Raw genomic sequence first — 17,083 nt, 5'->3', positions numbered from 1 at the left:
TTACTACCGCAGGCGTTAACAAGGGGCCCTTCCTTACACCCTCAGCGGGGGAGGGCCTGCTGGAGTTCCGCGCGGAGGGCGGGTGTCAGCATCTCCCCCGCCTGCTTGGCCAGCCGGGCCATCTCGTAGCCCACCACACCGATGTCGGCGTCCGCCGCCGCCAGGGTGGCCAGGATCGAGCCGTCGCGTACCTGCATCACCAGGAAGTAGCCGCGTCCCATCTCGACCACGGTCTGCTTGACCACGTCACCGTCGAACATCTGGGCCGCGCCGGCAGTGATGCTCATCAGGCCCGAGGTCACCGCGGCGAGCTTGTCGGCGTGGTCCCGCGGCAGGTGGTCGGAGATCGCGACAAGTAATCCGTCGGAGGAGACCACGACCGCGTGCGCCACTCCCGGCACCCGCTCGGCGAAGCCGCTGACCAGCCAGCTCAGGTCCCGAGCCTCCTGCGACAACGTCGTCACTGCTGTCCTCCTCTGTTCGACATCCCGGGCGGTGACACGGGGATCTCCGTGGTCTCCTCAGCCTCTGCCCGGCGCACACCGCTGTACAACCTCGACAACATCCCGCCGACCGCCGCCGGGTCCGGTTCGTGCCGGACCGGCTGCTGCCGCTGTGGGCCGGCCGGCTCGGTGACGGCGCTCAACTGCGCCATCGGCACCCGTACCGGCAGGCCCCGCTCGTTGGTTCCGGCGGTCACCGGTACCGCCGGTGGCGCTGGACTACCGGCACCCACCGCCGGCACCGCCGACGAAGGACCTTCCCGCGACCACCAGCCGCCGCCGGTGCCCGCCGGTGCCGCCGGGGCGAGCACGTCCTCCGCGCGCACCGGCACCGGATGGGCCTGGCGGGGCACCGTGACCGGTCGCCGGCCGGCGACCGGCAGGTCCGTCGGATCCGGGTTGCTCGAAACCTGCGGCCGGGTCCGCCCGGCCGGCAGTCCCCGCGGCGACGGCGGCGGGTCCAGGCTCGGTGGCGGGGCCGCCGCCAGCAGCGCGCCGGGCAGCCGCACCCGGGCCACCAGCCCGCCGGCGCCGCCGTGCAGCCGTACCTCGATGCCGTGCCGGGCGGCCAGGTGACTGACCACGAACAGACCCATCCGCTCCACCGTCGCCACGTCCGCAGCCGGCGGGGTGGCCAGCACCTCGTTCGCCTCGGCCAGCGCCGTCGCGCTCATGCCCAGGCCCTGGTCGACGACTTCGATCACCGCCCCGGTGCCGTCGGCCCGCGCCGTCACCTGCACGAAGGTGTCCGGCCGGGAAAAGGCGGTGGCGTTCTCCAGCAACTCGGCCAGCAGGTGCACAAGCTCACCGACGGCGTGCCCGACGACGTGCAGTTCGGCCACCGCCTCGTGCCGGATCCGCTGGTACTGCTCGATCTCGGCGCTGGCCGCCAGCAACACCGCGCTCAACCCGATGGGCCGGTTCCAGCGGCGGGTCGACTCGGTGCCGGCCAGCACCAGCAGACTCTCGTCGTTACGGCGCATCCGCGCGGCCAGGTGGTCCAGTTTGAACAGGTTCTCCAGCTGGTCGGGGTCGCCCTCCTCGCGTTCCAGGTCGTCGAGCAGCTCCAACTGCCGCTCCACCAGCACCTGGCTACGCCGGGCGAGGTTGACGAACATGGCGTTGACGTTACGCCGCATGTTTGCCTGCTCGACCGCGACGCCGACCGCGCTGCGGTGCACCGCGACGAACGCCTCGGCCAGTTCACCGATCTCGTCCAGGGAGCGCACCACCGCCGGGGCGACCTCGATGTTCGGCACGCCGCCGGAGACCGACCGCAGCCGGGCCAGCGCCTCGGGCAGCTCGATCTGCGCGATGCGCAACGCCTGCGACCGCAGCAGCCGGATCGACCTGGCCAGCGACCGGCCGATCAGGACGGAGATCAGCACCGCCCCCAGCAGCACCGTGATGATCACACCGACCACCATCAGCGTCTCGCGCAGCTGCGCGCCGGCGGCTGCGTCCGCCTGCTCCCTCGACGCGGCCAGCACCTCGGCCTCGAAGTCACGCAGCAGACCGTGGCGCGCCTCGCTGGCCGTCCACCACTGCTCGGGCGGCAGCAGCCTCGGCGTGGCCGCACCCTGCGTCAGGGCCCGCTCCTCCAACTGGGCCGCTGCGACGAAGATCGGATCCTGACTCAGCTGGTCGTAACGGGCCACCTGGTTGTTGGTGGCGGCGATCCGGAACGCGCCCAGGGCGGTGAACTGTCGCGACCGCAGATCGGCCAGCGCGGCCGCGGCGCCGGTGTCGTACTCACGGGCGCGCGACGCCGCGTACAGCTCCGCCCGCAGCCGCGAGGAGAGTTCCTTGGCCCGGGCGAACTGCACGTAACGCAGTGCCGCGTCGGAGAGCTCCGGCCGGTCGGCACCGGGTGACGGCTGCGCGAGCAGGGTCAGCAGCGCGTCGATGGCCCGGTGGTAGTTGCCCAGGATGGTCTCATCGCTGAGCACCACGGTGGCCAGGGTCTCCCGGATGTAGTTGACCTGCTGGTACGCCTGCGAGGCCACCGCGTAGGCACCCCGCCAGGCGGTGTCGTCGTCGGCCACCGGCTCGGCCGCCTCGCGTAGCGCCTGCGCTGCCACGTCCGAGGCCTCCCGGAACGGCCGCAGGGCGGCCAGCGTCTGGTCGATCCCCTCCTGGCCGACGATGCGCAGCGCAAACAGCTCGCCGGCCGTACGGTCGCGTTCATCCTGCAACCGGTGCACCAGCTCGGTGATCTCCTGCCCGATCCCGACCTGCGCGGCAAAGTTACCGAGCGTGCTGGCCCGCCCCACCAGGCTCTGGGTCTGCACGCCGGCCAGCACCAGGAAGGCGACCGACGGAATGATCAGCACCGTGGCGAGCTTGGTGCGCATCCGCCAGTCCTGAAGGCGCAACGGGGAGCGACGCCGGTGCGGCACCACCCGGACGTCGAACCGACGCCGACGGTGGTGCGACACCGTGTGCGCCCGGTCCGGTCCTACAGCCACCCGTTCCTCCTCCCCCACGCGTCCTCCGCGACCCGGGGAGCGCCGTCCATCCAACCAGCCCCCGGAGCAGTGTCAACGGCTCGCCCTGATGAACGGTTCAGGAAGGGTACCGCCGGCCGCCACCCTATGCCGTGGTCGGCGAAGCTTGATCATCCGTCCGGCCGATGTCGGCCACCATCGCGGCGTCGGCGATCCGGCCACAGGCGACAAGCGCCGCACCTGTCGCGCCGATCTCCGGGTAGCGCCCGAAGCGCACCCGCCGCGGCGCCAGCACGTCCGCGAACGCCCCACGCCACCACGGCGAGGCCGCCATGGCGCCACCGCCCAGCACCACCTCCACCGACCGACCGACCGTCGACTCCAACGCCACCAGATCGTCCACGACCTGCACGCACACCCCGCGCATCAGCCCGGCCAGCAGCTCCACCGCGCTGGTGGCGAAGCCCAGGCCACGCAGCTCACCCGAGCCGGCGGGCCGCCGCCCCGGCGGTCGGTCGCCGCCGAAACCGACGCCCGCCGCAGCGACCGTCTCGGGGGGCAGCGCCGCCAGCGCCGCGTCCAGCGCCGCGCCGTCGGGCAACCGCAGGGTCCGCTCGGCCCAGGCGAACAGGTTCCCACCGGAGGAGTACGCCGCCCCGGTCACCACGTGGTCGTGGTCCACCCGGTAGCGCCAGAGCCGCTGCGGCAACGGCGGCAGCGGCGCCCCCGCGGGCATCCGCTGGAGCAGGCGTACCGCCGAGGAGGTGCCGACGGTCACCGCCGCCCGGGTGTGATCGACGCAACCGGAGCCGACGTTGGAGGCGGCACCGTCGCCGATCGGGGCGGCCCAGCGTGCCCCCGCCAGGTCCGGCCAGCGCCGGGCGGATCCGGTACGCACCCGGCCGTACCAGCCCGGCGGCGCCAGCTCGGGCAGATCCGTGCCCCGGACGCCGGCCAGCGCGCAGGCCTCGGCGTCCCAGTCCAGGGTGCACAGGTCCAGCAGGCCGGTGCCCGACGCCTGCGACACCGACATCGGCGCGTCGGTGAGGAACTCACCCAGCACGTACTCGACCAGCCCGACGAAGCGGGCTGGCGGAGTGCCCAGGTGGGTCCGCAGCCAGGGCAGCCGCACCGTCCAGTAGCAGCGGTGCCACCAGGTGCCGGTGCGCTGGTGAAAGGCGTCCGGGTCGGCCGGCCCCGCCTGCGTCGCGGGCGGCTCGGGTCGGGTGTCCAGCCAGGTCAGCACCGGGCCGAGTGGCTCGCCGTCCGCCCCGAGCGGCAGCACCGAGTGCCACTGGGCGCTGATCGCCACCAACTCCACCCCACGCAGCCGGCCCCGCTGGCTCAGCTCGTCCAGACACTCGGCGAGGCAGGCCAGGTAGTCGCGGGCGTCCACGGTGCCGGTGCCGTCGTCGTGGGCGGTCAGCACCACCCGGCGGCGGGCCAGCGCGCCCGGCATCGGTCGGGCATCGCCGTCCAGCACCAGCCCGCGTACCGAGGAGGTGCCGAGGTCGAGCGCGAGAATCTTCATCGCGGGTCAACGTACCCGTTGGTTCCGGCGAGACAACCGGAGCGCGCACCGGGTACACCGATCGGCTTCCGCGCCCGGCACCGGCCGCGTAGAGTGACCGCATGCTCGCGCGACTGACCTGCTGGTGGCCCGCCGACCCGGCGGCCCATTCCCGCGCGTAGCTTCCCCACGCGGCCGCCCGACGAGGCGGCCGCCGGTCACTTCCCGGCCCGTTGGCCGCCGACGACGGCGGCATCCGGCCCAGAGGAGACCGATGACCCCGCTGACCGACCTGCTCACCGCCCTCGCCACCGGCGCCGATCCGGGCCCGTTCGCGCTGGTCCGCCGAGAGCGCGCCGAGCACCTGGACCTGTTCACCGGTGCGGTGCACACCGTCGACCGGCTCGCCGACATCCCGCTGCCCGCCGGCACGCCCGGCCCCGCCACGCTGGCGCTGGTGCCGTATCGGCAGGTCGCCGAGCGGGGCTTCGCCTGCGTCGACGACGGCATGCCGCTGGAGTGCCTACGCATCACCGGGCACCACCGGCTGCCGCTGGCCGCCGTCCTGGACGCCCTGCCCGACACCCCGGTACGCGCCACCGGCGCGGCATTCGACGTCACCGACGAGCAGTACGCGGCCACCGTCGCCCGGGTGCTCGCCGAGGAGATCGGCCACGGCGAGGGTGCCAACTTCGTCATCCACCGCGCCCTGCACGCCCGGGTGCAGGGCGCGCCGGTGACCGCCGCCCTGGCCGCGCTGCGCTCGCTGCTGCTGCGCGAACGCGGCGCGTACTGGACGTTCGTGCTGCACACCGGCACCCGCACGCTTGTCGGGGCCAGCCCCGAACGGCACGTCAGCGTCGACGACGGGCTGGTCATGATGAACCCGATCAGCGGCACCTTCCGGCACACCGGGGCCAGCGTCGACCGCGCCGCGCTGCTGCGCTTCCTCGCCGACGTCAAGGAGACCGAGGAGCTGTACATGGTCCTCGACGAGGAGCTGAAGATGATGGCCACCGTGGCCGAGCACGGCGGGCAGGTGGTCGGGCCGTACCTGAAGGAGATGTCGCACCTGGCACACACCGAGTACCTGCTCGCCGGGCACGGCTCCAAGGACGTGCGGGACGTGCTGCGGGAGACGATGTACGCGCCGACCGTGACCGGCAGTCCGATGGAGAACGCCTGCCGGGTGATCGCCCGGTACGAGCCGGCCGGGCGCCGCTACTACGGCGCGGTGCTGGCGCTGCTCGGTCACGACGACGCCGGCCGGCAGACCCTGGACGCGCCGATCCTCATCCGCACCGCCGAGATCTCCCCCGCCGGTGAGCTGCGGGTGCCGGTCGGTGCGACGCTGGTGCGCCACTCCACACCGGCGGCCGAGGTCGCCGAGACCCACGCCAAGGCCGCCGGGGTGCTGGCCGCGCTCGGCCTCGGACCGCAGGCGCCCGCGACCGGCCCGGATCCGGCGGTACGCCTCGCCGACGATCCCGACGTCCGCGCCGCGCTGGCCGCCCGTAACGCGCCACTGGCCCGGTTCTGGCTGGACCAGCGCCCCCCGGGTGCGCTCACCGTGCCCGGGTTGACCGGCCGCCGGGCGCTGATCGTCGACGGCGAGGACACCTTCACCGGGATGCTGGCCCACCAGCTCGGCGCGCTCGGACTGGCGGTGACCCTCCGGCCGTGGCACGACGCCGGAGCGGTGTCCGGGTACGACCTGGTGGTGGTGGGACCGGGGCCGGGCGACCCGACCGGCCACACCCCGAAGATGAGCACCCTGCGCGCACTGCTGGCCACACTGCTGGAGAGCGGGCGGCCGATCCTCGCCGTCTGCCTGGGGCACCAGCTCCTCGCCGGCCTGCTGGGGCTGGCCGTGCACCGCCGTGACGCCCCCTACCAGGGGCTGCAACGCACGGTGCCGCTGTTCGGCACGCCCCGACGGGTCGGCTTCTACTCCACCTTCACCGCCCGCGCCGCCGCCGACCGCCTGGACGGCCCGTACGGTCCGGTCGAGCTGGCTCGTGACGAGGCCGACGGTTCGGTGCACGCGCTACGCGGTCGGGGCTTCGCCGGGGTGCAGTTCCACCCGGAGTCGGTGCTCAGCCCGGACGGCGTGACGGTCCTGGTAGACCTGCTGCGTGACCTGCTGCCGGCGCCCGCCGGGGAGCTGCCGGCATCCGCCGGGAACGGGGAGCTGCCGGCATCCGCCGGGAAGTTGTCGGGGCGCGCCCCGGCATAGTCACACCGATCCGGGGTAGCGCTGTGACAGCCGACGGTCCGGGCGGGTTTGAGAGCCCCCGCCCGGACCGCCGGTCCACGTTCGGGTCGGCCGCCAGGTCACCGCTGCTGGCCAGCCGGATGATCGGTCAGCCGGCCAGGCCCTGCTTGAGCGCGGCGCCGATCCGCACCGCCCGCTTGGCGGTCAGGGCCGTCGCCGACAGAGCGACGTGATCCGGGGCGACCTCACCGTTGTTGCTGGTGTGCGAGGCACCGTACGGGTTTCCGGCGACGAACTGGCTCTGGTCGGTGTAGCCGGGGGTGACCACGATCCCGCCCCAGTGGTAGAAGACGTTGAACAGCGACAGCAGGGTGGCCTCCTGCCCGCCGTGCGCGGTCGCGGTCGAGGTGAAGGCCGAGTACACCTTGTCGGCAAGCATCCCGTTGGCCCAGAGCGGGCCGGTGGTGTCGATGAACTGCTTGAGCTGGGCGGCGATCAGCCCGTACCGGGTCGGTGAACCGAAGAGCACAACGTCGGCCCAGCTGAGATCGTCCGGCTGGGCCTCGTCGACGTCCTGGGTTTCCAGCCGGTGCGCCTGCCAACCCGAGTTGGCCCGGATCGCCTCGTCCGGGGCCAGTTCCCGCACCTTGCGCAGCCGCACCTCCGCGCCCGCCTCACCGGCGGCCTCGCACGCCGCCTGCGCCATCTGGTAGGTGATGCCGGTCGCGCTGTAGTAGATCACCGCCACCTTGACCTGTGCCGCCATCGCACGTCCTTTCTGTTTTTGGATCAGCTTCGGCGACTACCCGGTGTTTGCGTCGGCAAACATCGACACGTCCACCCTTCGGTGACATCCGCCCTGCTCACCGGACGGATCGGCGACCGCTGTCCACCGGCCCGCACTGAGCGGGCGGATCATCGGTGGTCGGCACCGGCCGATAGCCTGGGCGGCGTGATGCTGCCCCTGCCCACCGGCGAGTTCCAGGCGTACCTGTTCGACTGCGACGGCACCATCGTCGACTCGATGCCGCTGCACTACACGGCCTGGCGGCAGACCCTCGACGAGTGGGACTGCCCGTTCCCCGAAACCCTCTTCTACGCCTGGGCCGGACGGCCGACCGCCGACATCGTGGCCGCCCTCAACGAGCAGCACGGCCTCGACATGCCGCTGGCGACGGTCGTCGCTCACCGGGAGGCCCGTTACGAGCAGCTGCTGCCCACCGCGACCGGCATCCCCGGGGTGCTGCACCACATCGACGACGCGCACGGGCGCATCCCGTTCGCCGTGGTCTCCGGCAGTACCCGGGCGGCGGTCACCGCCTCACTCGACGCGTTGGGCATCCTGGACCGCTTCGACGTGCTGGTCTGCGCGGAGGACTACACCCGCCCCAAGCCCGACCCGGAACCCTTCCTGCGCGCCGCCGAACTGCTCGGCGTACCGCCGCGCTCCTGCCTGGTCTTCGAGGACGCCGATCTGGGCATCGAGGCCGCCGCCGCAGCCGGCATGGCGGCGGTACGCGTGCCGCAGCCCCGCCAGGGCTGAACGCCTGCGGCACCGATCCGTCACGGGGTGCTTGCTCAAGTTATCCGCAAGTTGCCCCGATCATGGTTCTCGACCGGGCTGGAAAACGCCATCCTGGTGAGACCGGTGCCGGCGAACGTGTCGCCGCCCCGCACCGGCGAACCTGAACGGGGGATCGCGCTCCGCCACCAACGGCGTTGGCGTAGCGCGATCAGGGGCGCTGCGATCAGGGGCGCTGCGGCGGTGGGATGTCGGTGCCCGCGCCTATGCTGCCGTCGACCACTTCAAGGAAGGCGGCCGACCCGTGGCACCCACCGGTAACGGGGCACTGACCGGCAGCGAGGCGCTCGCATTGCGGATGAGCAGCCTGCGGCTGCGTCCGCATCCCACCGCCGCACCGCTGAGCACGGTGGCCGAGGTGGTGCAGTGGTTCGGCGCCATGCAGGCGCAGGACCTGGCCAGCGGCTTGTGGTCTCTTGGCGTACGGCTGCCCGGGTCCACCCACGCGGACGTGCACGCCGCGCTGGAGCGCCGGGAGGCGCTGCGGACCTGGCCGATGCGCGGCACCATCCACCTGGTACCGGCCCGCGACGCCCGCTGGATGCTGGAGCTGACCGGGGTACGCGCCCTGGCCGGCGCGGCCCGGCGGCGCGAGTTCCTCGGCCTGTCGGAGGCCGACGCGGACCGCGCGGCCGACGTGCTGGGCCAGACCCTGGCCGGTGGTGGCCGGCTGACCCGCACGGAGTGCGTGGCGGCGTTGACCGCGGCCGGCATCGACGGCGCCGGCCAACGCGGCTACCACCTGCTCTGGTATGCCAGCCAGCGCGGCGTCACCTGCATCGCCCCCAACGTCGGCACCGAGCAGACCTTCGCCCTGCTCGACGAGTGGGCGCCCGGCCAGCACCGGCCCGACCGGGACGAGGCGCTGGCCACCCTGGCGCTGCGTTACTTCCGCAGCCACGGCCCCACCACCCGGCAGGACTTCGCCGGCTGGACCGGCCTGACCGCGACCGACGCGAAGCGCGCCATCGCCGCCGCCGGAGACGACCTGGCCACGGTACGCGTCGACGGGGTCGAGGCGGTGCTGCCAGCGCCGCTGCTCGACGCGGATCGGACGGCCGTCGACGACGTGCTGATCCTGCCCGGCTTCGACGAGTACCTGCTCGGCTACAAGGACCGCACGCTCATGCTCGACCCGGAACACAAGCAGGCGATCATCCCCGGCGGCAACGGCGTCTTCCAGGCCACCGTGGTGGTCGGCGGCCGGGTGGTCGGCACCTGGAAGCGCAGCCTCGCCAAGACCCGGGTCACCCTGACCGTTGCGCCCCTGGTCGACCTCGACGCCGTGCGCCGCAAGCAGGTCGAGCAGGCCCTCGACCGGTACGCCGACTTCCTCGCCCTGCCACCCCGGGTGACCTGGAGTCGGTGAGCCGTCGCCGAGTCGGTGTTCTGCCCACGGCGAAGATCCTTGGCTGCCTGGCATCGCCGCTGCTTGGCTGGTGGGCATGCAGATCCTGGTGCTGGGCGGGACGGCGTGGCTGGGTCGGGAAGTGGCCCGGCAGGCGGTCGATCGGGGGCACGCGGTCACCTGCCTGGCCCGGGGCGAGAGCGGCGCGGTGCCACCCGGCGCCATCCTCGTCGCCGCCGACCGCACCGATTCCGCCGCCTACGACGAGGTGCGCGGCCGGGACTGGGACGCCGTCGTCGAGGTGTCGTGGCAGCCGGGCTTCGTCCGGAACGCCCTGCGGGCGCTCGGCGACCGGTCCCGGCACTGGAGTTACGTCTCCTCGGTCAGCGCCTACGCCGCACACGACACGCCCGACGCCGACGAGACCGCCGCCACCCTGCCGCCGACGACCCGGGAGGTGGTCGACCGCACGGCGTACGGCGAGGCCAAGGTCGCCTGCGAGCAGCTCTCCAGGGCCGAGGTGGGTGACCGGCTGCTGGTCGCCCGCGCCGGGTTGATCGGCGGCCCCGGCGACCACACCGGCCGCTCCGGCTACTGGGTGGCCCGCGCCGCCCGCGCCCCCGGGGCGCCGATGCTGGTCCCCCGCACCCCCGACCTACCGACCCAGGTCATCGACGTACGCGATCTCGCGGCCTGGCTGCTCGACAGCGCCCAGGCCGGCACGGTGGGCACCTTCAACGCGGTCGGCCCGGTGGTGCCCTTCGGTGAGTGGATCGGCCGGTGCCGTGCCGTCGGTGGGCACACCGGCCCGGTCGTCGAGGCCGACCCGGACTGGCTGCTGACCCAGGGCGTGGCGCAGTACATGGGCCCCGGGTCGCTGCCGATGTGGCTGGTCGAGCCGGGCTGGGCGGGCTGGTCAGCGCGCAGCGGCGCGGCGTCCGTCGCCGCCGGGCTGCGCCACCGACCGCGCACCGACCTGCTGGCGGACACCCTCGCCTGGGAACGCGAGGCCGGACTGCACCGCGAACGGCCCGCCGGACTGAGCTCCGCCCGCGAGGCGGAGCTGCTCGCCGCCATGCCCCGTTCGGCCGGTGCCGCCTGAGGCACCGGACTCGCTCAACTGCCTCCTGACGCCGGAGGCGCCGGCTCGCCCGCTCAGCTGCCTCCGGCCGCCGGAGGCAGCGGACTTGCCCGCTCAGCTGCCGAAGCTGTGGCGTGCGCTCTCGATGTTCCCGATGTTGCGGCGGGTCCACTCGCACATCAGGTCGACGGTGGCGCGCAGCTCGCGGCCGGGCTCGGTAAGCGTGTACTCGACCCGGGGCGGGACCGTCGGGTGCACGGTGCGCTCGACCAGGCCGTTGCGTTCCATCATGCGCAGGTTCTGGGTCAGCATCTTGTGGCTGATGCCTTCGAGCGCGTCGCGCAGCTCGCTGAAGCGCAGCGTGCCGTCACCCAGGGTCTCGATGATCAGCAGGGCCCACTTGTTGCGACGTCCGAGAAGATCTCCCGTGCCAGGGTGCCGGCACGCATGATGTCGTCCTGGGCCGGATCGCTGGACCGGGTGGTCACCATCAGGTTCCTCCGTCACCGAAAAGTGCCTTCTTCCATGTTCGCCATGACTCTCCTACGGTTACGGTTTCTAAGTAACCTCAAGTGACCACGGTGGTCGGGACTACAGATCACGTGGCGAGAGAGGAAGCGAAACGTCATGGCCGTCACGCTCACCAATCCGCAGGGGCTCCCCGAGAACACCGCGTACCACCATGTCGCGGTCGCGACCGGTGGCCGGCAGGTTTTCGTCGCGGGCCAGGTCGCCTGGGACGCCGACGGCGTCACGGTCGGCGCCGGCGATCTCGCCGCCCAGGTCGAGCAGAGCTACCTCAACGTCGCCACCGCCCTGGCCGGGGTCGGCGCCGGGATCGACGACGTCGTCCGACTGACCGTCTACGTCGTGGACTGGACGCCGGACAAGATGCCGGCATTCCTCGACGGCGTGGCCCGCGCCACAGCCCGGCTCGGCAGCACCGCGACGCCACCGGCCACGTTGATCGGCGTCGCCGCCCTGCACACCCCGGAGCATCTGGTCGAGGTCGAGGCCACCGCGGTCGTCGGAGATCCGGCACCCGGAGCCGCCGACCCACGGCCGGAGTTCTTCGCTACGCCCGGCTACGGCGAGCGGCAGCTGGACCGGATGCGCTACCACCAGGCCGTCCGGATCGGGAACCGCGTCGAGATTTCGGGCCAGGGTGGCTGGGACGACGACCTGCGCTTCCCGGACTCCCTGGAGGACGAGATCGTCCGGGCCTTCGACAACATCGAACGCACCCTCGCAACCGCCGGGGCCAGCTGGCGCGACGTGGTGCACGTCAACTCGTACCACGTGCCCGAGGTCGACGGCTTCATCGGCGAGACGCACAATCGCGTGATGGTCGAGCAGTTCCGCAAGCACATGGGCGACCGCGCCCCCGTCTGGACCGAGACCGGCGTGCCCGCGCTCGGTGCCCCGGGCATGCGGGTCGAGATCCGGGTGACCGCGGTCGTCGAACCGACCGAAGGCCGCTGATCCGCACCGACGTTGCCGCGTCGGTCGGTCAGGAGGTCGGGTCGGCGGCCAGGAAGGCGCGGATGGTTGCGGTGACGGCGGGCCAGTCGCCGGCGAACTCGTAGAAATGATGGTTCGCCTGGCTCTCCACCAGGCGCGCTCGGGAGATCCCGGCGACCAGGGCCTCGGCGTGCGTGAACGGCACGGCGCCGTCGCGGCGGCTGGCGATCACCAGGGTCGGCTGGCTGACCTGGCTGGTGAGATCCTCGCGGGGTCGCTGGTCGTTGCGGAATCCGCTGCCGGAACGCATCCGGGAGAAGAGCCAGACCAGTTGCGTACGCTGCTCCGGGGTCAGCTCGGCCAACGCCTGCTCTGGCGGGAGGGCGGAGAGGCCGGCAAGCAGCTGCCGTAGGCCTCGATCCGGCGAGCGGCGCAGCAGCGCCCGCATCCCGCCCCAGGTCAGGCCCTCGGTCCAGGGCGAGAACATCAGGCCGGCGAGGAGCCGGGTGCGGGGGTCCGGGTAGGGCAGCGGCCCCACGGCAGCCTGCGTGATCAGCCGCTCGACCAGGGCCGGGTGCCGGGCGGCCAGGGCCACCCCCGTCGGCCCGCCGGCCGAGATGCCGACCGACGCGGCGACCCGCTCGATGCCCAGGTGCCGGCAGAGGTCGGCGGTCACGTCGGCGAAACCGGGCACGGTCGTCCCGGTGGTCAGCGGGGTGCGACCGTAGCCCGGACGCGACGGTGCCAGCACACTGACGTTCGCCTCGGCGTACACCCGCTCGTCCAACGTCAGGCCGGCCCGCATGTGCCCGCCGTGGAACACCACCACGACGGGGTCGCCACGCCGCTCCAACCGATATTCCACCCGGCCACTCGGTAGCTCCACAATGGTCGTCGAGTGCTCGGTCATCGGGATCACCATACGAAGAGTAGGGCACCACATCGCACAGCGATGCCCCGCTCGACTCCGACTTCGGATCCGACTCCGACTCCGGCGTCGGCGTCGGCGTCGGCGTCGGCGTCGGCGTCGGCGTCGGCGTCAGCGTCAGCGACCGGACGCGCAGAGTACGTGTGTCGGTGTGCGCCATACTGGGATCAAGCTGGCGGGGGATCCGGCCGATGTCCACATTTACGGCGATCTCCGCTGTCCAGGGTGGCTCTGGCACACGAGCGGCGCTGCGCACGGGGAGGTTTCCCTGCCGGAGCGGACGTAGCTGCATCAGAGAGGATATGTAGTGTCTCGGACGTACCGGCGCGTACTCGCGCGGATCGGTTTGGCCCTTGGCCTTGTGCTCGCCTCGATCACCTTCGTGGCCTCCCCCGCCTCGGCTCACACCCTGAACCAGGCCGTCGTCGCATCGCAGGGCTGCGGTTGGTCCAACGGTGTCTACACGGTGCTCACCAGAACGGATCTCTGGGACGACCGGAACAACATGCCCCTGGGCGAGGTCTACGTCCTGTGGAGTAGCAGCTATCAGCAGAACTGCGTGCTCACCCTCCGGGTCGGCCGGGCAGACGGCGTCGCCAGCTACACCGAGGCCGTCCTGGAGCGTCAGGGCATGAGCACCATCCGAGACTCAGGGAACTATGCCCACTACGCGGCGGCCCGCGGGTACGCCGCCGGCACCTGCATCAGGTGGACGGGCGCCATCGGGGCGATCTACGGCGGAGGGATCTACGGCACCACCAGCACGGTGTGGCGATACTGCGGCTGAAGGTTGCCCCGGTGAATGCCGACGCCTCGGGCCCGCGACGCTCCTGCGTCGCGGGCCCGAGGCGGTCCGACTGTTAAAAAGGGGCCCTTCCTCTACACCAGGCGTTAATAAGGTGCCCTTCCTTACATCAAGGTGCCGGCGGCGCGGCCCTCGTGCAGAGTGAGATTGCGGCCGTCCGCCGGGTTGAACAGGTGGATCTTCTCCAGGTTGAACCAGACCCGGTGGCTCTGGCCCTCGGTGACGGTCGACTCGGCCGACAGGCGGGTGACCAGGTTGGAGCCGGCGCCGCTGAAGTCGGCGGCACCGGCGTCGGCGGCCAGCTCCTCCAACTCGGCGGCGGTGGCCCGCTCCCCCTCGACGGTGAAGTAGACGTACTTGTCCGAGCCCATCGACTCGACGATGTCCACCGGCGCCTCGAACACCATGCCCCGACGGCGGGTCTCCTCGTCGATCACTTCGGCGTCCTCGAAGTGCTCGGGGCGGATGCCGAGGATCAGCTCGCGGGGCGCCTCCGCACCCTCCAGCTCGCGGCGGATCCGGTCGCCGATCGGCACGTCGCCCAGGGCGGTACGCAGCTTGCCCTCCTCGACGGTGGCGGTCAGGAAGTTCATCGACGGCGAGCCGATGAACCCGGCGACGAAGAGGTTGCGTGGGTGGTCGTACAGCTCCTGCGGCGGCCCTACCTGCTGCACCGCGCCGCCCCGCATGATCACCACGCGGTCGCCGAGGGTCATCGCCTCGGTCTGGTCGTGGGTTACGTAGACGGTGGTGGTGCCGAGCTGCTTCTGGAGCCGGGAGACCACGGTACGCATCTGCACCCGCAGCTTGGCGTCCAGGTTGGAGAGCGGCTCGTCCATCAGGAACGCCTTGGGCTGGCGGACGATCGCCCGGCCCATCGCCACCCGCTGCCGCTGGCCGCCGGAGAGGTTGGCCGGCTTGCGGTCCAGCAGCGAGGTCAGCTCCAGGACTTTGGCCGCCTCCTCGACCTTCTGGTTGATCGTCTCCTTGTCGAGCTTCGCCAGCCGCAGCGGGAAGGCCATGTTCTCCCGCACGGTCATGTTCGGGTACAGCGCGTACGACTGGAAGACCATGGCGATGTCCCGGTCGCGCGGAGCCTTGTCGTTGACCCGCTCCCCGTCGATGCGCAGCTCGCCGGAGCTGATGTCCTCCAGCCCCGCGATCATGTTGAGCGTGGTGGACTTGCCGCAACCGGAGGGGCCGACCAGGATCACGAACTCGCCGTCGGCGATCTCCAGGTCGACGTCCCGCACCGCCGTGGTGCCGTCCGGGAACTTCTTGCTCACCTTGTCGAGCACGATGTCAGCCACCGTTACCACCTGATCCCTTGGCTTCGCATTTTGACTCACCTATCCCTTGACGGCGCCGGAGGTCAGGCCGGAGACGATGCGGCGCTGGAAGAAGAGGACGAACAGGATGATCGGTACCGTGATCACCACGGCGGCGGCACAGATCGCCCCGGTGGGGTCCTCGAACTGCGACTCGCCGGTGAAGAACGACAGCGCCACCGGCACCGTGCGGGACCGCTCGGTGGAGGTCAGCGAGATGGCGAAGAGGAAGTCGTTCCAGCAGAAGATGAAGACCAGGATCGCCGTGGTGAACACGCCCGGCGCGGCCAACGGAGCGATCACCCGGCGGAACGCCTGCCCCTGGGTCGCGCCGTCCATCTTCGCGGCCTTCTCCAGATCCCAGGGAACCTGCTTGAAGAACGCCGACAGTGTGTAGATCGCCAGCGGTAGCGCGAAGGTGATGTACGGCAGGATCAGCCCCGGCCAGGTGTCGAAGAGCCCCAACTGCCGCTCGATCTCGAAGAGCGGCGAGACCAGCGACACCTGTGGAAACATCGCGATCAGCAGGGCGACGCCGACGAGTAGCCGCTTGCCGGGGAAGTCCAGCCGGGCGATCGCGTACGCGGCCATGGTGCCGAGCACGACGGCGATCGTGGTGGCGATCAGCGCGATGCCGATGGAGTTGATCAGGGCCCGGACGAACTGGTCGGTGGCGAAGATGTTGCGGTAGTTCTCAAGCGTCCACTCGCGCGGGATGAAGTTGCCGTCGGTGAGGGTGGCCGGTGTCTTGAACGACAGCGACATGATCCACAACACCGGGATCAGCGCGAAGACGACCACGATGGTGTTCATCACGCCCCACTGGAGCCTGGCTCGGGTGGTGGTGTCGGCCATCTCAGCGCCTCTCCCCGTCGTCGCTGCCGGGAGCAGCGGTACCGAACAGCTTCACGAAGATGAACGCGATGATCGCCACGGTGATGAAGATCAGCACCGACATGGTGGAGCCGATGCCGAGGTTCAGACCCCGGATCAGGTTGTTGTAGGCGATCATCGACACCGACGAGGTCTGGTTGGCCCCGTTGGTCAGCACGTAGATGTTGTCGAAGACCCGGAACGCGTCCAGGGTGCGGAACAGCAGGGCGACCAGGATCGCCGGCTTCATCACCGGCAACATCACCTTGGTGAACCGCTGCCAGGCGGTGGCCCCGTCGGTGGAGGCCGCCTTGAGCAGGTCCTCCGGCACCAGCGCCAGGCCCGCCATCAACAGCAGCGCCATGAACGGGGTGGTCTTCCAGATCTCCGCCAACATGATGATCGCCAGGGAACTGGCCCGCTCGGTGAGCGGCGCCCCGTCGGAGAAGAGGTTGGCCAGGTATCCGGTGCCGGGCGTCCACGCGTACCGCCAGGAGAAGGCGGCCACGACCGTGACGATGCCGTACGGGATCAGCGCCGCGGTGCGCACGATCCCCCGGCCGACAAGCGTACGGTGCATGATCAGCGCCAGCCCCATGCCGAGCACCAACTCGACGGCGACGGTGACCACCGTGATCAGCATCGTGACGCCGAACGCCGTCCACCAGAACTCGTTTGTCAGCACGGTGATGTAGTTGTCCAGGCCGACGAACTCGCGTTCGGCCGGAAAGCGCAGGTCGAAACGCTGCAACGACAGCCATACCGAGTACAGGATCGGATAGCCGGTCACCGCAACCATGACCAGCGCGGCCGGCGCGCAGAGCAGCCAGCCCAGCTTGCGCTCGGCCCGCTTGTTCTCGCTCAGCGGGGCCCGCCGGCGTCGGTTGGCCCGCTGGGCGGGCACGGCGGCGTGCTGCCCGCCGGTGCGGGGGTCGGCCTCGTCGGCGGCCACGTCCGCACCGGCCGGGGTGGCGTTGATGCTCATGCCCTCACCTCCCGGTG

The 17,083-nt window shown here is 71.5% G+C and carries 14 protein-coding genes and 2 pseudogenes; 7 read left to right on the top strand and 9 right to left on the bottom strand.

All coding sequences use genetic code 11. From position 1 onward, the window contains the following. Positions 1-41: 41 nt before the first annotated feature. The 3 genes from AC507J_RS28935 to AC507J_RS28925 all read right to left on the bottom strand — a co-directional run bounded on the left by AC507J_RS28935 (position 42) and on the right by AC507J_RS28925 (position 4,481). The gene (locus AC507J_RS28935) at positions 42-464 is read right to left on the bottom strand and encodes a roadblock/LC7 domain-containing protein (RefSeq protein ID WP_169596503.1); all 423 of its coding nucleotides are present in this window, start codon (positions 462-464) and stop codon (positions 42-44) included. Then, entirely contained in the window at positions 461-2,971 is a 2,511-nt protein-coding gene (locus AC507J_RS28930; protein ID WP_496293094.1) for a sensor histidine kinase, read from the bottom strand. Before AC507J_RS28930 ends, AC507J_RS28935 begins: the two co-directional genes overlap by 4 nt. A 124-nt stretch (positions 2,972-3,095) precedes the next feature. After that, positions 3,096-4,481 (bottom strand): FGGY family carbohydrate kinase, encoded by a 1,386-nt coding sequence (locus AC507J_RS28925; protein ID WP_496293092.1) that lies wholly within the window; start codon positions 4,479-4,481, stop codon positions 3,096-3,098. Between the two features lie 253 nt (positions 4,482-4,734). Between AC507J_RS28925 and AC507J_RS28920 the strand changes: the two genes are divergently transcribed. Further along, a complete protein-coding gene (locus AC507J_RS28920; protein ID WP_496293090.1) occupies positions 4,735-6,696 on the top strand; it encodes an anthranilate synthase family protein in 1,962 nt (653 codons plus the stop codon). A gap of 127 nt (positions 6,697-6,823) precedes the next feature. Here AC507J_RS28920 and wrbA read toward each other — a convergent pair whose 3' ends face one another. Further along, positions 6,824-7,441: an NAD(P)H:quinone oxidoreductase gene (gene wrbA, locus AC507J_RS28915; RefSeq protein WP_496293088.1), complete on the bottom strand. Its 618-nt coding sequence runs from the start codon at positions 7,439-7,441 to the stop codon at positions 6,824-6,826. A gap of 189 nt (positions 7,442-7,630) precedes the next feature. On the opposite strand from wrbA, the gene AC507J_RS28910 reads away from it, so the two are divergent. From AC507J_RS28910 to AC507J_RS28900, 3 genes are all read left to right on the top strand, one after another. Continuing rightward, positions 7,631-8,218 (top strand): HAD family hydrolase, encoded by a 588-nt coding sequence (locus AC507J_RS28910; RefSeq protein ID WP_496293103.1) that lies wholly within the window; start codon positions 7,631-7,633, stop codon positions 8,216-8,218. 283 nt (positions 8,219-8,501) lie between these two features. Next, a complete protein-coding gene (locus AC507J_RS28905) occupies positions 8,502-9,626 on the top strand; it encodes a winged helix DNA-binding domain-containing protein (protein WP_496293086.1) in 1,125 nt (374 codons plus the stop codon). Between the two features lie 76 nt (positions 9,627-9,702). Beyond that, positions 9,703-10,707: an NAD-dependent epimerase/dehydratase family protein gene (locus AC507J_RS28900; RefSeq protein ID WP_496293084.1), complete on the top strand. Its 1,005-nt coding sequence runs from the start codon at positions 9,703-9,705 to the stop codon at positions 10,705-10,707. A gap of 93 nt (positions 10,708-10,800) precedes the next feature. Here the strand turns inward: AC507J_RS28900 and AC507J_RS28895 are convergent. Then, positions 10,801-11,177: pseudogene (locus AC507J_RS28895) on the bottom strand (winged helix-turn-helix transcriptional regulator). Positions 11,178-11,313: 136 nt separating this feature from the next. On the opposite strand from AC507J_RS28895, the pseudogene AC507J_RS28890 reads away from it, so the two are divergent. Then, a pseudogene (locus AC507J_RS28890) lies at positions 11,314-11,715 on the top strand (RidA family protein); the annotation flags it as partial. Positions 11,716-11,796: 81 nt separating this feature from the next. Next, positions 11,797-12,168 carry a Rid family hydrolase gene (locus AC507J_RS28885; protein WP_496293101.1) on the top strand — a complete coding sequence of 124 codons (372 nt, stop codon included), beginning with the start codon at positions 11,797-11,799 and terminating at the stop codon, positions 12,166-12,168. 28 nt (positions 12,169-12,196) lie between these two features. Here AC507J_RS28885 and AC507J_RS28880 read toward each other — a convergent pair whose 3' ends face one another. Next, positions 12,197-13,057 (bottom strand): alpha/beta fold hydrolase, encoded by an 861-nt coding sequence (locus AC507J_RS28880; RefSeq protein ID WP_496293082.1) that lies wholly within the window; start codon positions 13,055-13,057, stop codon positions 12,197-12,199. A 325-nt stretch (positions 13,058-13,382) separates the two neighbouring features. Here AC507J_RS28880 and AC507J_RS28875 point away from each other — a divergent pair, with 325 nt between their 5' ends. Next, positions 13,383-13,862, top strand: a complete 480-nt coding sequence (locus AC507J_RS28875) for a hypothetical protein (RefSeq protein ID WP_496293080.1) — start codon at positions 13,383-13,385, stop codon at positions 13,860-13,862. Between the two features lie 122 nt (positions 13,863-13,984). Here AC507J_RS28875 and AC507J_RS28870 read toward each other — a convergent pair whose 3' ends face one another. The 3 genes from AC507J_RS28870 to AC507J_RS28860 are packed head-to-tail and all read right to left on the bottom strand — an operon-like array spanning position 13,985 to position 17,066. Then, on the bottom strand, positions 13,985-15,190 hold the full coding sequence (locus AC507J_RS28870; protein ID WP_496293079.1) for an ABC transporter ATP-binding protein: 1,206 nt from the start codon (positions 15,188-15,190) through the stop codon (positions 13,985-13,987). Positions 15,191-15,229: 39 nt separating this feature from the next. Further along, complete coding sequence (locus AC507J_RS28865; RefSeq protein WP_496293077.1) at positions 15,230-16,063, bottom strand: carbohydrate ABC transporter permease; 834 nt, start codon at positions 16,061-16,063, stop codon at positions 15,230-15,232. A gap of 1 nt (position 16,064) precedes the next feature. Continuing rightward, positions 16,065-17,066, bottom strand: a complete 1,002-nt coding sequence (locus AC507J_RS28860; protein ID WP_496293075.1) for a carbohydrate ABC transporter permease — start codon at positions 17,064-17,066, stop codon at positions 16,065-16,067. Between the last annotated feature and the right edge of the window lie 17 nt (positions 17,067-17,083).

Source organism: Micromonospora sp. PRAS1, from assembly GCF_059553435.1.
This window is presented reverse-complemented; position numbering and strand designations above follow the sequence as displayed.